This window comes from Desulfomarina profundi (genome assembly GCF_019703855.1).
In the GTDB taxonomy this organism is placed as follows: Bacteria; Desulfobacterota; Desulfobulbia; order Desulfobulbales; family Desulfocapsaceae; genus Desulfomarina; species Desulfomarina profundi.
This window is the reverse complement of the sequence record NZ_AP024086.1, coordinates 2,393,007-2,410,847: the sequence shown is the minus strand read 5'-3', so window position 1 is coordinate 2,410,847 and position 17,841 is coordinate 2,393,007. Positions and strand designations below refer to the sequence as shown.

The window sequence follows — 17,841 nt, the reverse complement described above, 5'->3', positions numbered from 1 at the left end:
GAGCCATTTGGTCCAGCCATGTTCTTATTGGTAAACCCCGGTCTATTTAGAGGCCCCCTCCATGCCCTTCAGTAGTTGGGGCAGGTTCCAGACCTGGTCATCGGTGGCCTGTTCCCCCTTTTTCAGGAAGGTGGTGCCGTCCTGGAAATTGAGAGGTCCGGTAAAGAGATTGAGACTGCCATTACCCAATGCATTCTGGAAATCGACCAGGGCCTTTTTTGTTTCGGGGGACATGGCCTTGCCGGTCATGAAACCCACAGGAGAGGTGTCAGGGTTATTGATATTCCTCCAGTCCGGTGCAAGCCAGAGAAACTGCTGCTGCCACTGGCCGCCCATGGCCTTACCGATCATGTCGGAATAACCGGGAATCCAGTTGAAATAGGGAACGCCGAGACAGGCCTCGGGGGCTGAAACACAGGCTCCCTTGTAATCGTATGGGATGGCCCAGACTGTTTTTCCCTCTTTTCTCTTCTGTCCGGCCACAACCAGGGCCTCGGTTGTATCAATTCCGGAAAGAACCACGTCATAGCCGGAATCAATAAAATTATTAGTGACCAGGGTAGGATCGGAGGTGACACCGGGAATATTGAACCAGAAGCCGATCCAGGACACCTTGAATTTCAGATCGGATGCCTTTTTCTTTCTTACCTGTGTCCAGGCATAGCGGGCTCCGAGATAGGCTGCCGCGGTCAGACGCCTTGTTTCTGCGTTGATAAGTGGGCCAAGATAGCCGATTTTTCCAGTTTGTGAGGTCATGGCCGCCACGAACCCTGCCATCATTTTACCGTAGGTCATCCGTCCCATCAGGTTGCTGAGGTTGGGAGTTGCTTTGCCGGTCAGCACATCATCACCTGAGACATGGATAAAGTTGATTTCAGGATGCATGATGGCCGCTTCACGCATGCCGTCCTTCATGTCGTCAGAATTACCGATGATCAGTTTCGCACCTTTGGAAACAAGATCGTCAACCAGCATGGGGATGGTGATACCGGGGCGGTCAACCGGATTGACCTTGTCGATATAGATCATCTTGGCACCCGGTAGTTTCTTTTCCAATTCCCTGCCAGCCTCGAAATGGGCCTGGCTCCAGCCGTGATCATTGGCTGGACCGACCAGCAGCAGGCCGAAGGGATAGGACTGGGAGGCAAGTGCGCCGGTAACAGGTAACAGCAGAAAACAGGCAATTGCCAGAGCCTGAGACAGGATGGTGACACGCTTCATGTTTTGCTCCTTTTCATGGAATAAAAAAAATAAACCCTGACCTGAATCTGTGACGGGTTTGTGAATTTTTAAGTAATGCAATTAAAATATTGAACATGGCTTATTCAAAACATTCACTTGCTCCTTGGGGAGCAATCGTTCACGGATTCAGGCCTCAAATAAAAACAAGCTTCTGGAAAATAATCCGAAATTGAATCATAAACAAAAAATAACAGTAGATAAATTTTTTTTTGATAATTGACACATAAAATCCTGCAATTTGCAAGTTCGGAGTCTATGCAACCTGTCGAACATATATTTTCCATTTACGTACGAAATTTCGCCAGTATTTGTATACCATGGAAAAGTTTGTCAGAAGAGTCTGGTAAAATTGAACCTGCCTGTTATGATGCAAGGCCAGGACAGAACGGTGCCCCTGATCACTTACCGGGGTGAGGTAAATGAAAACACAGAGTTACAAATCCTGCGACCAGTCAGGTTTTACAGGATGGAAAAATGACGGAAAAAGAATAATGAGCGAAATTGTACTGATAAATATCACGGGCAGGGACAGAAAGGGGCTTGATGCAAAATTCACCACAATTCTGGCAGAATATGATGTCAGTGTCCTTGATATAGGCCAGGCGGTTATCCATGAACATATATCTCTTGGTATTCTTGTTGAAATCCCGGTAAAGGAAAATTTTGCAGCTCTTTACAAGGATATCCTCTACGCGGGCCATAAAATGGATCTCTCCATTGATATCAAACCGGTGGAAGGGGAAGAGTATGAAAAATGGGTTGAAGAGCGCGGCAAGGAGAGGCGGATTATTACCCTGCTTGGAAAAAAACTGACGGCAAAGCAGATTGCCGGGGTAGCTACTGTCATTTACGAAAATAATCTTAATATTGACAGCATAACCCGGCTCTCCGGCAGGATCTCCCTGGTCCGGCCCCAAAACAAGCAGAGGGCCAGCATTCAAATGGCTGTGAGTGGAAAACCAAATAATATTAAAGAGATGAGAGCTCGATTTATGCAGATTTCCCAAGATCATGGCATCGATATCTCTTTTCATATGGAAAATATTTACAGTGGCAACCGGCGACTTGTTGTTTTTGATATGGATTCAACATTGATCCAGGCCGAAGTCATTGATGAGCTGGCGATTCTCGCCGGAGTGGGGGATGAGGTAACGGCCATCACCGAATCTGCCATGCAGGGGGAGATTGATTTTCAGGAAAGTTTCAGAAAACGTGTTGCCCTGCTCAAGGGGCTCAAGGAATCGGAACTGGAGGGACTGGCTGCCGACCTGCCGCTTTCCGAAGGTGCGGAGCTGGTCTGCAGAACCTTAAAGGGGCTTGGATATAAACTGGCTATTCTTTCCGGTGGTTTTACTTTTGTAGGCGAATATTTAAAGGAAAAACTGGGTTTTGACTATCTCTATGCCAATGAGCTTGATGTCTGTGATGGAGAGGTTACAGGAAGGGTTCATGGGGAAATTATAGACGGCCGGAAAAAAGCGATCTTGCTCAGGGAGATCGCTGAGCGTGAAAATATTACTTTGGAGCAGACAATTGCCGTGGGAGACGGAGCAAATGACCTGCCCATGATAAGCAGTGCCGGGCTGGGAGTGGCTTTTCATGCCAAACCCATAGTGAGAGAGCGGGCCGGTAACGCGATTTCGACGGTGGGTCTTGACGGGCTGCTCTATCTGCTTGGTGTACATGAAAGGGAAATTGACCCGGATGCGATTAAACATTTATAATCCTGAATTTGTGACGGCTTTGTGTTTTTGATCTAGCTAATATAATGGAAATACAGTTAAAATATTTATAGTAGTTGATTTCCCTATCAGAGAACGTCTTGATATTTTGGAATATTCATTTGAATAATTGTCCTCAAACACATACACTTTTATTTAAATGAATTATTTCTCATCTCATGATCTGACCAGTTTATGTACATTTTCGAAATTTTGATACGGTACTGTTATCAGGTGCAGTGTAACGTAGGGACCTGGTCATTCACAGAATATACAATTGTCAATATATGAGATGCCGGGTGTTTTTGCACGTTGACGTCTCCGGTCTGTTTTGGATGACTGCAGGAAGATATTTTTATCTGATTATAAGAAATGGAAAATATTTATGTATCCGAAACAAACAATGTCAGGTGAGGAAGGATTCAGCCTGGTTGAGTTAAGTATAGTTCTGGTAATTGTCGGCCTGCTGATGACGGTGGGTATCGGGATAATGAAGAGTGTCAGAAAGACAGGTAAAATAGTCAAAGAAAAGGCAAACATAACGGTAATAAAAAATTCATTAATCACTTATGCCTTCAGTCATGGTAGGCTTCCCTGTCCTGATACAGATGGTGATGGCAGCGAGAACTGTCCGACTTCAAATTGTGCGAATTCTCCCTGTGGGCTTCCTTTTATTGATTTGAGTATCAGCTCTATAAGTAAGGATACCTGGTCCATACCTTATGGGTATGATGTTACGGATATTCTTACGACTACGAATTCCAGGAATCTATGTTCAACTCTTTATCAGCTTGAGAATTTATACAGTTGGTATGGAAGTCCGTCAAATGCTGCCTGTGGAGCAAGTAACCTGGTATGTGTTACAGATACCACGGATGGAGATGATGGACGGATCGGTTCCCCGGGGCAGGGATATTACCTTGCGGCATATACCTGCAGTGGCGGGGAAGATCATGTCTTTGGTGCGAAGAACGGACGTGATGGTCGCAGAGAATATGAAATGTCTGCTAATCCGTTTGATATAACTGTAAATCGTGATGATCTGACGGGTGAACTGAGTTTTGGCGAGATATCCGCAAAACTCTGTAACAGTAAAAATACGACCATAGATGTTACCATGACTGGCAGCGCGTTGGTTTGGTACAGTGATAACGAGGGGTGCAAAGTAGCAGATGGTCTCAACGCAGTTACGGTGTCTTCAGGACAGGTGATTCATTATAATAACGGAACCAGTGATGGGTGTACCGGGCAGGTTGGATTTGAAGATCTTGCCAAATGTGATGTTAACGATAGTACTTTTGCAATTCCAAATTGTACAACCGGAACACCTTTTGATGGAAAAGTGATATTGACGATTCCTTGATATTGGAATCATTGACGACTTTGTGATTGGATCGTATGGTTCAGGTATGATAAACAAATGAAAATCTGCCTGAGACGGTGTGACCTTCCACACTGCGGGTTGCGAAAAAAACATCCCATACAGAATATTTTCGGAATTCGTGAGCGTTCGTCTGAAGTGTGCCCTGCCCCTTTTGAGCACTTTAATTATAGTGAACTCTATCAGTGGGTTCAAAAGGAGCAGAGTGTGTTGTTGGCGGATGTCCCGCAGGACGGGAAGTTTTTCACTGTATTTTCACTAAAGATCAATTAACAAAGAGCAATTAACTGTACGGGTGGTACTTGCATCAGGCCATGCACCGGTGGCATCCGTATTGTCAGGATATTGCCTGAATGATCCTGTTACGGAATTCATTTGTCCGTCTACTATTTTATCCAGTGCAATTGCCAGATCTGTGGGCACATTGGTCAAATATAATCTATTGGCAGCGTTTCCATCAGTGTGGCTGGTCAGGTAATATAGGTACAGCGTTATTGTGCTGGTACCGCTATAAGCGCCTTCAAAACTGTACTGACCACTGTTTGCGGTGTTGCCCTTAAAGACTTCAAGGCCGACTTTTTTTAATGTGGCATCAATTCCGTTGGCTGCACCAAAAGTTGCACCGGAAATATTGTCAAAATGTCCGTCTGGATTCGCTGCAGTTCCTCCGTTGATAGTACCATCACCTAACATATATCCGGTTCTGTCATAATATGATGCCACACTGAGTTGCCATGTTTTAAGAAAAGTTGTATAGAATTTTTTCTGTTTTGAACTGTTGATAAGATCTTTTCCCTTCAATACTGATCCAAGAATCAGGCCTATAATAACCAGGACAATAGCTATTTCAATCAGGGTGAAGCCTTTGTTGTTATTTAGAATTGAATGTTTTTTTTTGTGAGTTTGTGAGCTCATACCGGTCGTTCTCATTTTCCTTTCTCCAGTTGCGGATTAATTAATATATACTAGCCAATATCTAATCATATGGTCTGGAGATCTGAAATTCAAATTTTTAATTGTTTTTTTGAATTACGGGCAGGTCATGTCACTGAATGATGTTATACTGACTATTCAATCAGGGTGGATTTGATTGTTGTTATTTTCTTTCAGTAAGATATTTATTCAGGATTTTAATATTATACTGGATATCCTGGTCATCCGGAGCCATGGCAAGAGCTTTTTGAAGGAGCTTGTAAGCATCATTAAAATTTTTCATGGTGATAAGCCCCGCGGCCAGATTATTGGCTGTTTCCGGAGATTTTTCGAGTTTCCAGGCCCGACGATACAGTATAACCGCTGCTTCCATATCTCCTTCTTTTCTTCTTTCTTCAGCCTGATAAAGTAATTGCTGAACGGTTTTTTTCAGTTCATTCTGTTGTTTTTGAAGCTGCTGAGTGACCGAACCAACTTGAGAAACTGGAACTTTAAGTTTTTCGGGTAGTGATTTTATTATTTTCTGATGGGAAGTGGTTGTTGGTTGCTGTTTTTTCACCTCTACAGGGTTAATTTGAATTTTTGAAGGGTTATATGGTTCATGAAAATTGTCTGTATCGGATAGACTGGTTTTTATTTCTGTTTTTTTTGTTTCTTTTTGTTTGACGGAGGATTGCACCATGTTTTCCTGCAGGTGGGGAACCGAGGTATCGCCTCGGAAAAAGGTTCCTGTATGAAGATCCAGAGAATAGAGAACAACACCTCCAGTGACAAACAGAAAAATCAGGATCAGTAAAATTGTATTAAAAGGTCTGGTAGATTGTTTTTTTGCAAGGTTATTCCCTGGCGTAAATGGTTCCGGTGTGCTTTGCTGTTCAATTATCTGCAGTGCTTCAAATAGTTTACTCATGGGTCCTTTCTGTTTTGATCAACAATGTGAACCTGCAGGACAACAACCATCTCCACCTTTTTTTTCTCCTTTGTTTCCATGCTGAAGAGTCTGCCGAAAAGAGGGAGGTCCGACAGAATGGGAATCGAGGTCTCTTCCTTATCGTCGAACTCCATGATCAATCCGCCGAGCAGGACGATGTCTCCGGAATGAATTCGTGAAACTGTTGACAGTTCCCGGAGATTGACAGTGGGCAGGGTGAGTTGATATGGCGAGATAAGAGAGCCGAAGGAAACAGTCTCAAGTTTGACGAGATCGCTTTTAATGGGGACAATATGCAGGGAAACCATATCGTCATCTTCAATTACCGGGGTGACTCCGAGCAGTATACCGTCAAAAACAGAGCCTATCTCCGTTGTAAAATCGGTTGTCCGGTTATCGCCGGTACCTTCACTGTTTTGTTCAAAACTCCTCAGGTAAGAGACAGATTGACCGACGCTGAGCATGGCTGCCTGGCCGTTCATTGTCTTCAGTCTCGGATTGGAAAGGACTGTGAGGGTGCCATATTCTTCGAGGGCCCTGAAGATCCCGTTCATATTGGAGTATTTTGAACTGATATTCATGGAGTAAAACGAGTCTGTCTGACTGACACTCGGGGCAATTGTGACTGTGGCCCCGGATGAAGCGAGAAGTGCATGTTTGGATATAAGGCCACCGACATTTCGCCAGTCTATACCAAGCTGGTGTTTTTTGCTGAGTCCGACTTCAATAATTTTTGCTTCGATCAGGACCTGGCGTCGATATTTATTCCTGAGAATTGCAATATACTGTTCAACATCCTCCATGGTGTCTGGACGGGCTTTTACCATGAGTGTTCCGGTTTGCCTGTTGATGGCAAAACTGCCATTGGAGCCTATCATTTTCCCAATCGTTTTCTCAATATCACCATAAATGTCGGAAATAGACTCATCGGCACCCCCTTCAATACCGTAATGCCCGGACAGGGGAGATGAGGTGGATTGGTTCTGCTGTCCGGAACTCACCCCCAGGACATCACCGCCAACTTTAAAACTTGATTTTCTGACGGAAGCGAGAAAATCGAGATCAAGCATTTTCCGGGCGTAAGGTTCTATATAAATGGTACCATGTTTTTCATACCAGACCACATTGAGCATCCGGCAGGTAGCATCAAGAATGGATCGGATGGTCATCTCCTGATACTCTGCCGTGATTTGTCGGTTCAGGGTAATTTCTGTGGACAGCACCAGGTTCAGAGAGGCTGCATGGGCCAGAGCCTGGAGGACCCGGGTTGCTTCTTCCTGGATAAAACTCATGGAAAGTCGTTCATTGTCGAGGGGAGACAGTTTCTTGAACCGTGGTGCTGGCGCAGGCAGGTCCCCGGCAGGTTTTTCCTGAACCGGCGGAGTGACTGACCTGGGGGCAGTTACCCGTGTGATTTGCTCAACCGGTTTAATTTCTGAAGAATCTTTCTTTTTCTGCCCGCAACCTGCAAAGGTGAAGCAGAGGAGCAGGATCAGGGTAAGATGTATCGGGACAGGATAGTTTTTAAGCATTTTATTATTCCGGTTTGGGCTCAACCGTTCCCTTGTTTTTTTCAGTGTGGAAAATACCTGAGTTGTCGATGAGTATACTCTCCCCGGTACGCAGGAAATATTTTCCTGATCGGGTTGTGTACCAGACACCGTTTGTATCGATTTTTCCCAGCGTATAATAATTCGTTTTATCCCCTTCTTTCATCATCTGTCCATTGATCCAGCACAGCTTTTTCCTGGGACTGATTACAACCAGGTCCAGATGGATTGAACGGAGATTGACCTTGTTAAGGGTGGGTCTGGCTGTTTGAGAAAGACTGAAGGGATCTCTGTAAATTTCCAAAGCCCTGTTTTTCTGCTCTTCTATGGTCAGCGGATGAGTTATCTTGCTGAGGTCGATGCTGAACTGTGGTACGGGAGGAGTGGGGACTCCGGGATTAACCTGGGGCCTGGAACTCAGCCATACAGCCGGAATGGATGAGGCGATGAGGAGCAGAGGGACCGAGCCAATGCGCAGCCAGGACAGGGTTTTGTCTATTGGCAGAGACATAAATAATAACCTTTGAGTTTGAAACCGACTTCATCTTCCCGCCTGTCAGTCAGGTTGGAAATGGCAGTGCTGTCAGTATTGTTCCTGTCTTTTTTGCTTTTTTCCAGGGTGAATGTTTCCAAGGTAAATGTCCGTTCCCTTGCATAGACCCCGTCCAGTCGGTGAAGCAGTTCCCGGAACGAAATGTTTTTCCAGAAAAAATCCACTTTCTCCCATTGTATCTCTCCCGATACATTCAAAATATCCGGTCGGGTAGCGAGGGCATTTTTGTATTGACGTAATTGTGCTTCTGTCCGGGTGACTCTGTGTTCTTTCTCCATCAGGCGAATTTGTAGCTGTTGAAGCTGTATGGATACGTTGTCCTCCTGCAGATAAAAATAGAGACTGCAGCTGAAAAAAAGTACAAGTATGAGTTGCAGGAATACGGTTGTTTTTTTCGGAAGATCCAAAAGGCTTTTCAATATGTTCCCTCCTTTTGTACCCAGAGTTGTCCTTTAAGGTAGCCGTTTTTCTCAGATTCCCTGTATCCCCATTCAATATTTTTCAAATCAAATGATTCGGAAAGATTCGTAACTGTTTTCTCAAAACCGGCACGCACATTCCGATAAGTTCCTTCAGTGGTAAAAGTGATATCCATAACCATAGATTTCTCCTGGTTACTTTCCGGTGTCTCCAGTTCGGCAGTTATACTCTTTTTTCTGTCGGGCTGAGTGTATCCAGGCGGGGGAAGAGTCGTTTCTGTCGGTTCTTCAATTGCATTTGAAGGGAGTACTGGCACGGCCTTTCTCACCGTCAGTTTTTCAATACGGATAGTTTCTGGTATCGCCAGTACCAGGGTTTCAAAAAGTCTTGAAAGTCGGGGTTCCATGACTCCCCGGGCGAGGATATCAAGGTAGTGTTCCAGGTGTTCCAGACTGTCCGAAGCTGGCAGATTTTTCTGAAGGGTTCCAATACGCCCGTTCAGCTCGATCTGCTGTTTTGTCAGTTGTTGTTCCAGGGAAATATTCTGTTGATACGCGTTCCAGGCAAGAGTTGACAGACTGATGGCGGCCAGGGTACAGGCTGCTGCAAGCCAATTGTTTACCTTCTTGATTTTATGTGAGAAAAAATATTCAGGGGGGAGATAACTGTAATCCCGTCTGGCAAAAAGAGTTCCATACAGTTCGGGCCAGTTGCAGATCGACTGTATGTTTGCGGTGATCGGCAGGGATTTCCATTCAGGTTCCAGGCAGTCGAGTCCTGTTTCTGATATATCTATACTGTTTCTCCTTTCACCCATGAGGAGGAGTTGTACCTTTTCAATCTGGAAATCGCGAAAAAGGGCGTGGCTGCAGACTGAAATAGCATGATTTATCATGGTAACGTCAAATTCGCCAGGGCCTGTCATGGGAAAAGGTTGCATGTACAGGGGGATGCCGTTTCTGAAGGCAGTCAGTTCACTGCTGTTTTCCCGGGCCATGATGACAATGAGAGGTTCCGGGGTAAATCGGGCGGTCAATGCTCCCAGAGCGGCAATTGAAGGGGTGGCGGTATGGATGAAGATGTGTTGTCGAGCGAGATTTTCTATCACGGGCCAGACATCGTTTTCAGGGAGGACCACGAGGCTGTGCAGTTTTTTTTCCGTTTTTGTATCGACAATTTTATAGGTAATTGCACTTTTGACACCCTCATCCATGAGTGCCCGGTTTTCCAATTGTCTTTCCACATGCATCAACAGAAGCTTGTGTGCCAGAGGGGGAAAATTCTCCATTAGAACCAGTGCCTTGCTGGATGCAAATGCAAGAAGCAGTGGTTTTTTGAATTCTGACGGTTTGAATTCTTCAATCTCTCTTACCGGTGCACAGATATATTGAGAGCTCTTTTTTCGGACGTCGGTACAGAGGTATTTACCCTGGCCTGTAGAGAGTGCTAAATGTGTCAGTGCCATATTTCAATACCGGATTGATTGTGCTGTCTTCGTTTCTGGTTCCTGTTGGCGAATAACGACATCATGAATGGTAATTTTACGGTATCCGTCCTCGTTTTCAATTTTTTTCACAGTGTTATTGACCGTGTGAAGGTTGGTTATCTGATTTTTTATACTGGTTTCCGGTTGAAGTATATTGGAATAATGAATAAAAAAAATTGCAGCAAAACAGGCGGCAGTGGCCAGATAAAGGAGCTTGTTTTTCGGCAGATAATTCATTTTTCGGCCTGTTTTCGGCAGGGTTTCCAGGGCCTTTTTAACATGTCCGACAGTCAGCTTCACGGAAGAATCGGCGCAGCCAAACAGGAGGGTCCTGTCCATTAACCTGTTGATCAGTCGAGGAATCCCCCGGCTGTTTTTAAAGAGAAGCCTGCCGGCACTGCGGCTGATAGGCAGTCCTCCCTGCCCTGCCTGGGCCAGTCGGAAGTTGATGTAATCAATAGTTTCCTTCCTGTTCAGGGGGCGCAGGTTCTCGCTGATCACAATGCGCTGATTGAGTTGGCCCAGCAGGGGATCCTGGAGTTTTTCTGCGAGACCGGGCTGGCCGACCAGTAGAATTTGCATGAGCTTTCTATCGCTTGTTTCAATATTTGAAAGCATTCTCAGTTGTTCAAGGCTTTCAATCGGCAGGTTCTGGGCCTCATCGACGATAATGAGCAGTTCCTTTTTGTTGTGGGCCATGTTCAGCAGGGTTTTTTGAAAGCACATGAGAAGCGAAGCCATGTCATTTTCCCGGCTCGTTTTTTCACCCAGTTCTGTCAGGATAATGCGCAGAAGTCCCTGCGGGTTTACGGTCGGACTGAGCAGGACGGCAGGAACCTTGTTCCTGTCCATTTCTTTCAGGATAATGCGGACAAGCAGGGTTTTTCCTGTTCCGGCTTCTCCAATCAACACCATAAAACCTTCCCCTCTCTGCAGGGTATGTTTCAATGTTTCACGGGCAGCCAGGTGTGGGGGGCCGGAAAAAAGAAATCGGGATCGGGAGAGAGTCCGAAAGGGGCCTTGTGCAGGTTATAACAGCTGAGATATTGAGGTGTTTTATTTTCCATATTATTGGATAGTGGTAATCAGATCGTATATGGGGCCGAGAAGACCGAGGATAATGACGAGAAAGACAAGACCGGCAATAGTGATAATGAGTGGCTCCAAGGTCTTGGACATCATTTCAACCAGATTGTTGACCTTTTTCATGTAATAGTCAGCAAGTATCAGGAATTGTTCCGGCATATTACCTGTCTGTTCACCGACCTTGACCATACGTAGCACAAAGGGTTCAAAAAATTTCAGTTTTGAGATGGATTCCGACATGGAATCACCTGCAATTATTTCTTTTTTAATATTATGAATGCCTTCCTTCAGTACCTGGTGCCTGACTGATTCCTCCATCAGTTCCAGGGTGCGGATAATATGGATTCCACCCGAGGTGAGCAGTGAAGAGTATTCAAAGAAGAAGGCAAGCTGGGACGATCTGAAAATAACACCAATCAGGGGGAAATAACTCCAGAAATTATCCCATATGTAGTGAAGTTTCCGGTTTTTGCGACTGGCCAGGAAAACAAGAAACAGCAGGAAAAAGAAGCCGGGAATAACGGGCCACCATGAGTTGAAAATATTCACGGATCCAATCAATACCCGGGTTGCCAGGGGGAGTTCTTTCATGCCCATGGAGGTGAACAGCTCAAGAAGCTGGGGAAGGACGTAGACCATCCAGAAGGTCAGAGCTCCCAGCATGGCAAAGAGGACAAAGGCGGGATAGGTCAGGGCTCTGCGCGTGGAGGAAATGATTTCATGCACCTTTTCAAGGTGTTGTGCTGCATTGAGCAGGGTTCTGTCCATCTCTCCCGTTTCTTCCCCGATGGCAACAAGAGGCAGGAGGATTTTGGGAATATGACGTTTTTCAGCTTCAAGGGCTTTTGAAAATAGAATTCCTTCTTCCAATCGTTTTATAACCCTGCTGAAAACCCGTCGTATGACAGGTTGACCCGGACCACTGATCAGGTCCTGCAGGGCGTCACGCAAGGGAACTCCTCCTTTCAGGAGCAGGGCCAGGTTCCTGAAAAATTCAGCGAGCTGCAGCCGTGTCATACGACTGCTGGATAGAAAGCCTCTGCCAAAAATATTTTTACGATATTGGATAAGGTCCAGACCGTCCTTCTGCAGCTGGTCGAAAAGGTCAACAACCGTTGCAAATTCACCTTCGGCCTTGAGCAGGTCTCCGGTTTGGTTCATGGCTGTGTAGTGATAATATGCCATTATCCCATCACCCTCTGCAGTTCTTCTAGGCTTGTAACACCTGCCATCACCTTTTGTCGGGCCGAATGCATGAGATCTGTAAAACCTTCTTTTCCCGCCTGATCACGTATCTTTCCAAGTGGAGCATCTTCTGCTATCAAGCGCAGAATCGGATCGCTGAGTTCCAGGATTTCTGACACACACTCCCGACCGAGGAATCCACTGCCCTTGCAGAGTGCACAGCTTCCTGCCGTGTAATAGACATGGTCTGCCGGCAGATCGTAAGCTTTAAGAAGATGCTCATCATATTGTTTTTCTATTCTACAGTCCGGGCAGAGTTTTCGGACCAGTCGCTGGGCCATGACTCCCACCAGGGAGGTGGAAAGCAGGTACGGAGAAATCCCGAGATCCTTGAGTCTGGCAAGAGCGCCGATCGCGGTATTAGTATGCAGGGTGGAGAGGACCAGGTGGCCGGTCAGGGCAGCCCGGATACCGAGTATAGCTGTTTCCTCATCTCTTATTTCTCCCACCAGCATGACATCCGGGTCCTGGCGGAGAAAGGTTCTGATGGCTGAGGAAAAGGTGTAGCCGGCCTTTTCATTGACCTGTGTCTGACGGACCATCAGCAATTCATATTCAATGGGGTCTTCAACTGTGAGAATATTTTTCCCTATGGCGTCCTGGCCCCGCAGAGCAGCATACAGGGTAGTTGTTTTACCGCTGCCGGTGGGGCCTGTCACCAGAACCATGCCGTAGGGGTGACCAAAGAGTTTTTCTATTTTCCGGACCTTGTCCGTTTCAAAACCAAGATCCCGTATACTGAACGCGGAACTGCCTCGGGAGGCGAGAAGCCGCATGACCATGTTTTCACCGAAATTTGTGCGGACTGTGGAAATACGTACATCAAAACTTTCGCCGAGAAATTCAAAAGAGAGGCGACCGTCCTGGGGTTTTCGCTGTTCGGAAATATCCATTCCTGCCCGAACCTTGAGAGTTGTGATCAGGCGATTGTGCAATGGTTTTGGAAAGACATGGGCCAGCTGCAATACTCCATCGACACGGAACATGACCCTGGTGGTGATGTCACTGGCCGAAATATGAACATCAGTTACCCTGTAACTGACTGCTGAACCCAGGAGATTATCCACAAGCTTTTCCACATTGACATCAGCATTGCTGTTGCGGCGCAACCGTCCGGTTATCAGCGATATTTCTTCTTCGATGGGATTTTCGAGCAGAAAATAGAACCGTTCAATCAGTTTCTTCAGCTCACTTTCTCCGCCAACGTGACTTTTGATAAATTTACCGGTCGCCCTGTATGCCTGTTCTTCAGCTACCCCGGAAAAAGGATCGGCTACTGCAATGTGCAGGGTTGTTTCATCTTCAAAAAGAGGGAGAAAGGAAAACTGCTTGGCAATACGTGATGGTACTTTGACCAGGAGATTCTGGTCCGGTGTGAATGCCCGGAGGTCGATAAACGGGTGTTTGGACTGTTGGGCAAGGACCCGGGAGAGATCAGTGTCGGTCAGAACACCCAGCCTCATCAGGCATTCGCCCAGCCTCTCTCCGGTGGCCTTTTGCTCCCTGAGTGAAAATTCAATCTGCTGTTCAGTGACCAGATTGTGTTCTTTGAGGAGTGTGCCGAGTTGCGGTTTTTTCTGTTTTTCCAAAGCCTGTAATAAAGGTAATTAATTAAAAATTTTAAAAAAGTTACCGGGAAAAGGGGAAGAAACAGGTTTTAAAAACAGTTTTTCCCGGAAAAGGTGAGAGAAAGATAAAGCACTAATAATCCAATACTTTACTTTATCATTATACTTTTGACTTGAACAGAAAAAAAACTGAAGGAGAAATATTGATCAAAAGAGTATTTTGAATTCGTGACGGTTTTGTGAATTTTGTAATGCAGCTGATAAAATTGCTATCCCGCATTTCTCATGAACATTGTGCCAATTTTGAGAATAACCGGAGAAGACAAACAATGAGCCAACTACCAGTGATTGAACAAAATTTACACAATGTTCACCCAAGCTTAGTCCCGTCTGGCCGCCGCTGCCCGAAAAAATATCATCCTGGGACATTAGTGGCAGAATCCGGTGTTAGTACAGGTTTGGAAAAAGAACGGTTTGGCAATATTTACTTGAACTTTGTGGATACATCTTCGATGGGTTGCTTTGAGTCCATCTCGATAATCTTTATCCCTTTCCCTGCTGCGGTTAATGCTTTATGTACATCGATACTATGGATGGATTGATCGCTATAGGTTTTATATGCATATTTAATGTTCTTCAAGTCTGCAACGGTTGTCCACTGAGTATAGGCATAGTGGACAGCATCTTTTGTCTTTTCCTGTATGCTTCCAAACGGTATATCAAAAGCATTCATAACGTGGAACAATTGTAGAACCGTTTCTGTTGCAGTTGGAAGTTTAATGGCAGACTGAGAAAAAGCGACTGCACGTACTAAACGTGATGGAGGTGTGAAATCTCCGGGGAGACCGACCAGGCCTGAACCCTGACCGAAAGTGCTGATTGTAGTGTTTGAGAAGTTCAGCGGTTTAACATTTACCGCAGATAAATTGGCATAGTTACTGAGATTTGTCATGTGCCAGTCAAAGCTCGGTGAATTGGTTAGTACGCCAAGGGGATTTTTATGGAGTTTAAGGGTCTTATCAATTGGTTCGATAACTATGGAGGCACCGCTGCTGTCAGTAATCAGAAAATGTCCTGGAAAGCTTTGTCCGCCTATTTCCTTTTGTGGATTCTCTACCAATAGAACCTTGTTGTAATTTTCCTTTACCTCTGCGACTGTGGAAAAGTTTCCGAGCAGCCATGCAACATAATCCTCAGGAGTCATGGACTTTGCGGCATTTTCAGGAGTTTCTTTCTGGTAGCTGGCATAGCCAGGGAGGTACAATGCTCCAACATACATTCCCTTTTCATTCATGCCGTCAACAACCATATGTTTTTCCATAAAATTGAGCCCAACAATCCCGTATTTGGTCGTGTAATGTATTCCCTTTGATTTGTCAGGTAGTGAACTTGTTAACCTGGTTCCGGCTGGGACCACCACAGCATCTGACTTAGTATCAAGGCCAAATTCCATGGTACGACCAACTACAACCCCTCCGTCTTTTGCCGTGAGGTGAAGAGCTGTGCAGGCATCGGCCAAAGGCTGACCCAACAGTAGCATCGTGCAGGCTGTACCAGCCAGAAATGACTTGAAACCAATTTTATTCTTCATGTTTTCTCCTTTTGTTCAGGATAAATTCGTTAATTGCTGCAAAAGGTGTTAAAGACCTCCGGTGTATTGGCAAAATTATTCTCCTTTGCCAGTTGCCAGGGACGTTCACAGGTCTGTGTCTTTTCACACCAGGAATAACCTGCTGAACCGATACAGCCATGGTCGTCATGATCATCACCAAGCGTTTTTCCCTTGTTCAACTTCATTTTTCCTTTATAGACGATCCCGACAACAGGAATGTCTTTGAGTTTTTCAGGGGCAATTTTAAAGGGATTTTGTTCAAGAAGGGTGAAAGTTGCCTCTTTCCCCTCTTTGATGGAGCCAATAGCATCTTCCATTTCAAAGGTGTGGGCTGCAGTGATGGTAATGCCCTTCATGGCATCATACACGGATATTTTCTCATCAGGATTCATCACCTTGCCGCTGGCTACGATACGGTTTGCTGCAACCCAGGCCAGTAAAAGCGGTTCGGCAGGGGCCATGGCAAAATCGGAGTGCAGGGATACGGGTACACCGCGTTTGGTGAACTCTTTTAAGGCAACCATATTGGCCGCTCTTTCCGGTCCAAGTCCGGTCTTGCTGTATTTGTCGGCCAGGGCCCAGAGGTAATAGGGATTTGCTGATATTTCCACGCCAAGGTCTGCGGCTCGTTGTGCTTGAGCGCTATCGAAAAGGCCAACATGATGGAAGGTGGTTCGGTGATTATTTCGGGGATTGCGTTTCATGGCCCCTTCTGTAAAATCCAGGTACTTTTCAAAAGCTAGATCACCTGTGATATGGATGTGAATTTTATAACCTTTGTCCCACCAGTAATCAAAGATCCTCTGAGCAGGTTCCGGGGGAATGATCCATTCCGATTTACAGTTAACGCAGTTGTAGAAAGGTTCCCGCAGCTGCAGGGCCAGGGAGTAGATGGCGCCGTCACCAAAGGTTTTGTACTGATTGGGTAGGAATTTAATATATTTGGTATTGTATTTTTTCGGTAGCAAGGCGATATGCCTGGCATAGGCATCATTGCCGATCTTTTTGACAAACTGTTCGGGAAAACCGGCAATCAGATAAATGGTATAGGCCCGGGCCTTTTCGGTGCCGTCAAGCAACACTGCGTATTCATCTTCAAAGGTGGAATTTGGAAAGCTGGGTTCGCACATGGCGGTGATACCATTCTGTAGCATCAGCTGTGAGATACGGTCCATACCGAGCTTCAGCATTTCCTGATCGCCGAAAAAGGGGGAAAGTTTTGTCCCCTTCATCATTTGATAGGCCCTTTCCCAGAAATGATAGTTATCCCAGTCTGCCTGGTTGTCATCCTTTGCTGACAGGTCACCTTTTTTGATGCCATATTTTTTAACGCAGGCAGTGTTCAGATATATTTCGTGGGTTGAACGCTGCCAGATGATTGTTGGCACCTCACCGGTAACCTTGTCCAGATCTTTCAATGTCAGTTGCCCATGCCACGATTTATGATAGCCCCAGATGAGAACGGTTTCAGTTTGATCTTTTTTGGAATCGATAATAGCTTTTATAGCTTTCAGGTAATTTTTCCTACCGCTTACTCCAGGATAGGTTTTATGCGGCATGCGCCATTCATGAGGTGCGACAATATCGTTGGCCAGAATGAAAGCGCCGATGGAGACCGGATGGGCATGTGGCTCAATAAATCCGGGCATCATTGTTTTTCCCTGCAGATCCACATCAATGGTTTTGCCGGCAAAATTATTTACCGCAGATGACTTGGGACCGGCGTAGATGATTTTCCCGTCCCGTTCGATGACCGCTTCCACATAGGTTGGCTTATCTCCTTCCATGGTGATAATATCACCACCAAAATAGATTGTCTGTTCCAAGGTGCCTGAGATTGCATTTTCCACATTCCCGCAACCTATAAGCATTATCACAAAAGTCAGTACTGTCAGATTATTAAACATATGTGCCTCCTCTACAGATCATTCCTTGCTCAGGTCTTCGACGCTCTTTCTCAGCGTTTTACCGGCCAGGGCATTGATGTGGAAGAGTGTCAGCATGGACGCTGTGACCCGTAAAAGTTTTCTTGTTATTCATTTTCAGGTGGATGGAACATGGTATTAGTTACTGTTATAAAACGGGTTTGTGACAAGGAAGTATTAAAACTTCA

The 17,841-nt window shown here is 45.6% G+C and carries 14 protein-coding genes; 2 read left to right on the top strand and 12 right to left on the bottom strand.

Going from position 1 to position 17,841, the window contains the following annotated elements:
* Window positions 1-42 precede the first annotated feature (42 nt).
* Entirely contained in the window at window positions 43-1,221 is a 1,179-nt protein-coding gene (locus LO777_RS11065) for a BMP family lipoprotein (RefSeq protein ID WP_228853967.1), read from the bottom strand.
* A 512-nt stretch (window positions 1,222-1,733) separates the two neighbouring features.
* Here LO777_RS11065 and serB point away from each other — a divergent pair.
* Both serB and LO777_RS11055 read left to right on the top strand, forming a co-directional pair.
* Window positions 1,734-2,966: a phosphoserine phosphatase SerB gene (gene serB, locus LO777_RS11060; RefSeq protein ID WP_228857372.1), complete on the top strand. Its 1,233-nt coding sequence runs from the start codon at window positions 1,734-1,736 to the stop codon at window positions 2,964-2,966.
* Between the two features lie 382 nt (window positions 2,967-3,348).
* On the top strand, window positions 3,349-4,326 hold the full coding sequence (locus LO777_RS11055; RefSeq protein ID WP_228853966.1) for a type II secretion system protein: 978 nt from the start codon (window positions 3,349-3,351) through the stop codon (window positions 4,324-4,326).
* A gap of 276 nt (window positions 4,327-4,602) precedes the next feature.
* Here LO777_RS11055 and LO777_RS11050 read toward each other — a convergent pair whose 3' ends face one another.
* From LO777_RS11050 to LO777_RS11000, 11 genes are all read right to left on the bottom strand, one after another.
* Window positions 4,603-5,274 carry a type II secretion system protein gene (locus LO777_RS11050; protein WP_228853965.1) on the bottom strand — a complete coding sequence of 224 codons (672 nt, stop codon included), beginning with the start codon at window positions 5,272-5,274 and terminating at the stop codon, window positions 4,603-4,605.
* Between the two features lie 166 nt (window positions 5,275-5,440).
* Window positions 5,441-6,187 (bottom strand): tetratricopeptide repeat protein, encoded by a 747-nt coding sequence (locus tag LO777_RS11045; RefSeq protein WP_228853964.1) that lies wholly within the window; start codon window positions 6,185-6,187, stop codon window positions 5,441-5,443.
* The gene (mshL, locus tag LO777_RS11040) at window positions 6,184-7,740 is read right to left on the bottom strand and encodes a pilus (MSHA type) biogenesis protein MshL (RefSeq protein ID WP_228853963.1); all 1,557 of its coding nucleotides are present in this window, start codon (window positions 7,738-7,740) and stop codon (window positions 6,184-6,186) included. Before mshL ends, LO777_RS11045 begins: the two co-directional genes overlap by 4 nt.
* A 4-nt stretch (window positions 7,741-7,744) precedes the next feature.
* A complete protein-coding gene (locus tag LO777_RS11035) occupies window positions 7,745-8,269 on the bottom strand; it encodes a hypothetical protein (RefSeq protein ID WP_228853962.1) in 525 nt (174 codons plus the stop codon).
* Window positions 8,254-8,730, bottom strand: coding sequence for a hypothetical protein (locus LO777_RS11030; RefSeq protein ID WP_228853961.1), 477 nt, complete (start codon window positions 8,728-8,730; stop codon window positions 8,254-8,256). Before LO777_RS11030 ends, LO777_RS11035 begins: the two co-directional genes overlap by 16 nt.
* The gene (locus LO777_RS11025; protein WP_228853960.1) at window positions 8,727-10,196 is read right to left on the bottom strand and encodes a hypothetical protein; all 1,470 of its coding nucleotides are present in this window, start codon (window positions 10,194-10,196) and stop codon (window positions 8,727-8,729) included. Before LO777_RS11025 ends, LO777_RS11030 begins: the two co-directional genes overlap by 4 nt.
* Before the next feature lie 3 nt (window positions 10,197-10,199).
* The gene (locus tag LO777_RS11020; protein WP_268907429.1) at window positions 10,200-11,165 is read right to left on the bottom strand and encodes an ExeA family protein; all 966 of its coding nucleotides are present in this window, start codon (window positions 11,163-11,165) and stop codon (window positions 10,200-10,202) included.
* Between the two features lie 120 nt (window positions 11,166-11,285).
* Entirely contained in the window at window positions 11,286-12,488 is a 1,203-nt protein-coding gene (locus LO777_RS11015) for a type II secretion system F family protein (protein ID WP_228853958.1), read from the bottom strand.
* Window positions 12,488-14,137 carry a GspE/PulE family protein gene (locus LO777_RS11010; protein WP_228853957.1) on the bottom strand — a complete coding sequence of 550 codons (1,650 nt, stop codon included), beginning with the start codon at window positions 14,135-14,137 and terminating at the stop codon, window positions 12,488-12,490. The genes LO777_RS11015 and LO777_RS11010 overlap by 1 nt, the downstream gene beginning before the upstream one ends.
* Before the next feature lie 463 nt (window positions 14,138-14,600).
* Window positions 14,601-15,707 carry a linear amide C-N hydrolase gene (locus LO777_RS11005; RefSeq protein WP_228853956.1) on the bottom strand — a complete coding sequence of 369 codons (1,107 nt, stop codon included), beginning with the start codon at window positions 15,705-15,707 and terminating at the stop codon, window positions 14,601-14,603.
* A 29-nt stretch (window positions 15,708-15,736) separates the two neighbouring features.
* The gene (locus LO777_RS11000; protein WP_228853955.1) at window positions 15,737-17,635 is read right to left on the bottom strand and encodes an amidohydrolase; all 1,899 of its coding nucleotides are present in this window, start codon (window positions 17,633-17,635) and stop codon (window positions 15,737-15,739) included.
* Window positions 17,636-17,841 lie beyond the last annotated feature (206 nt).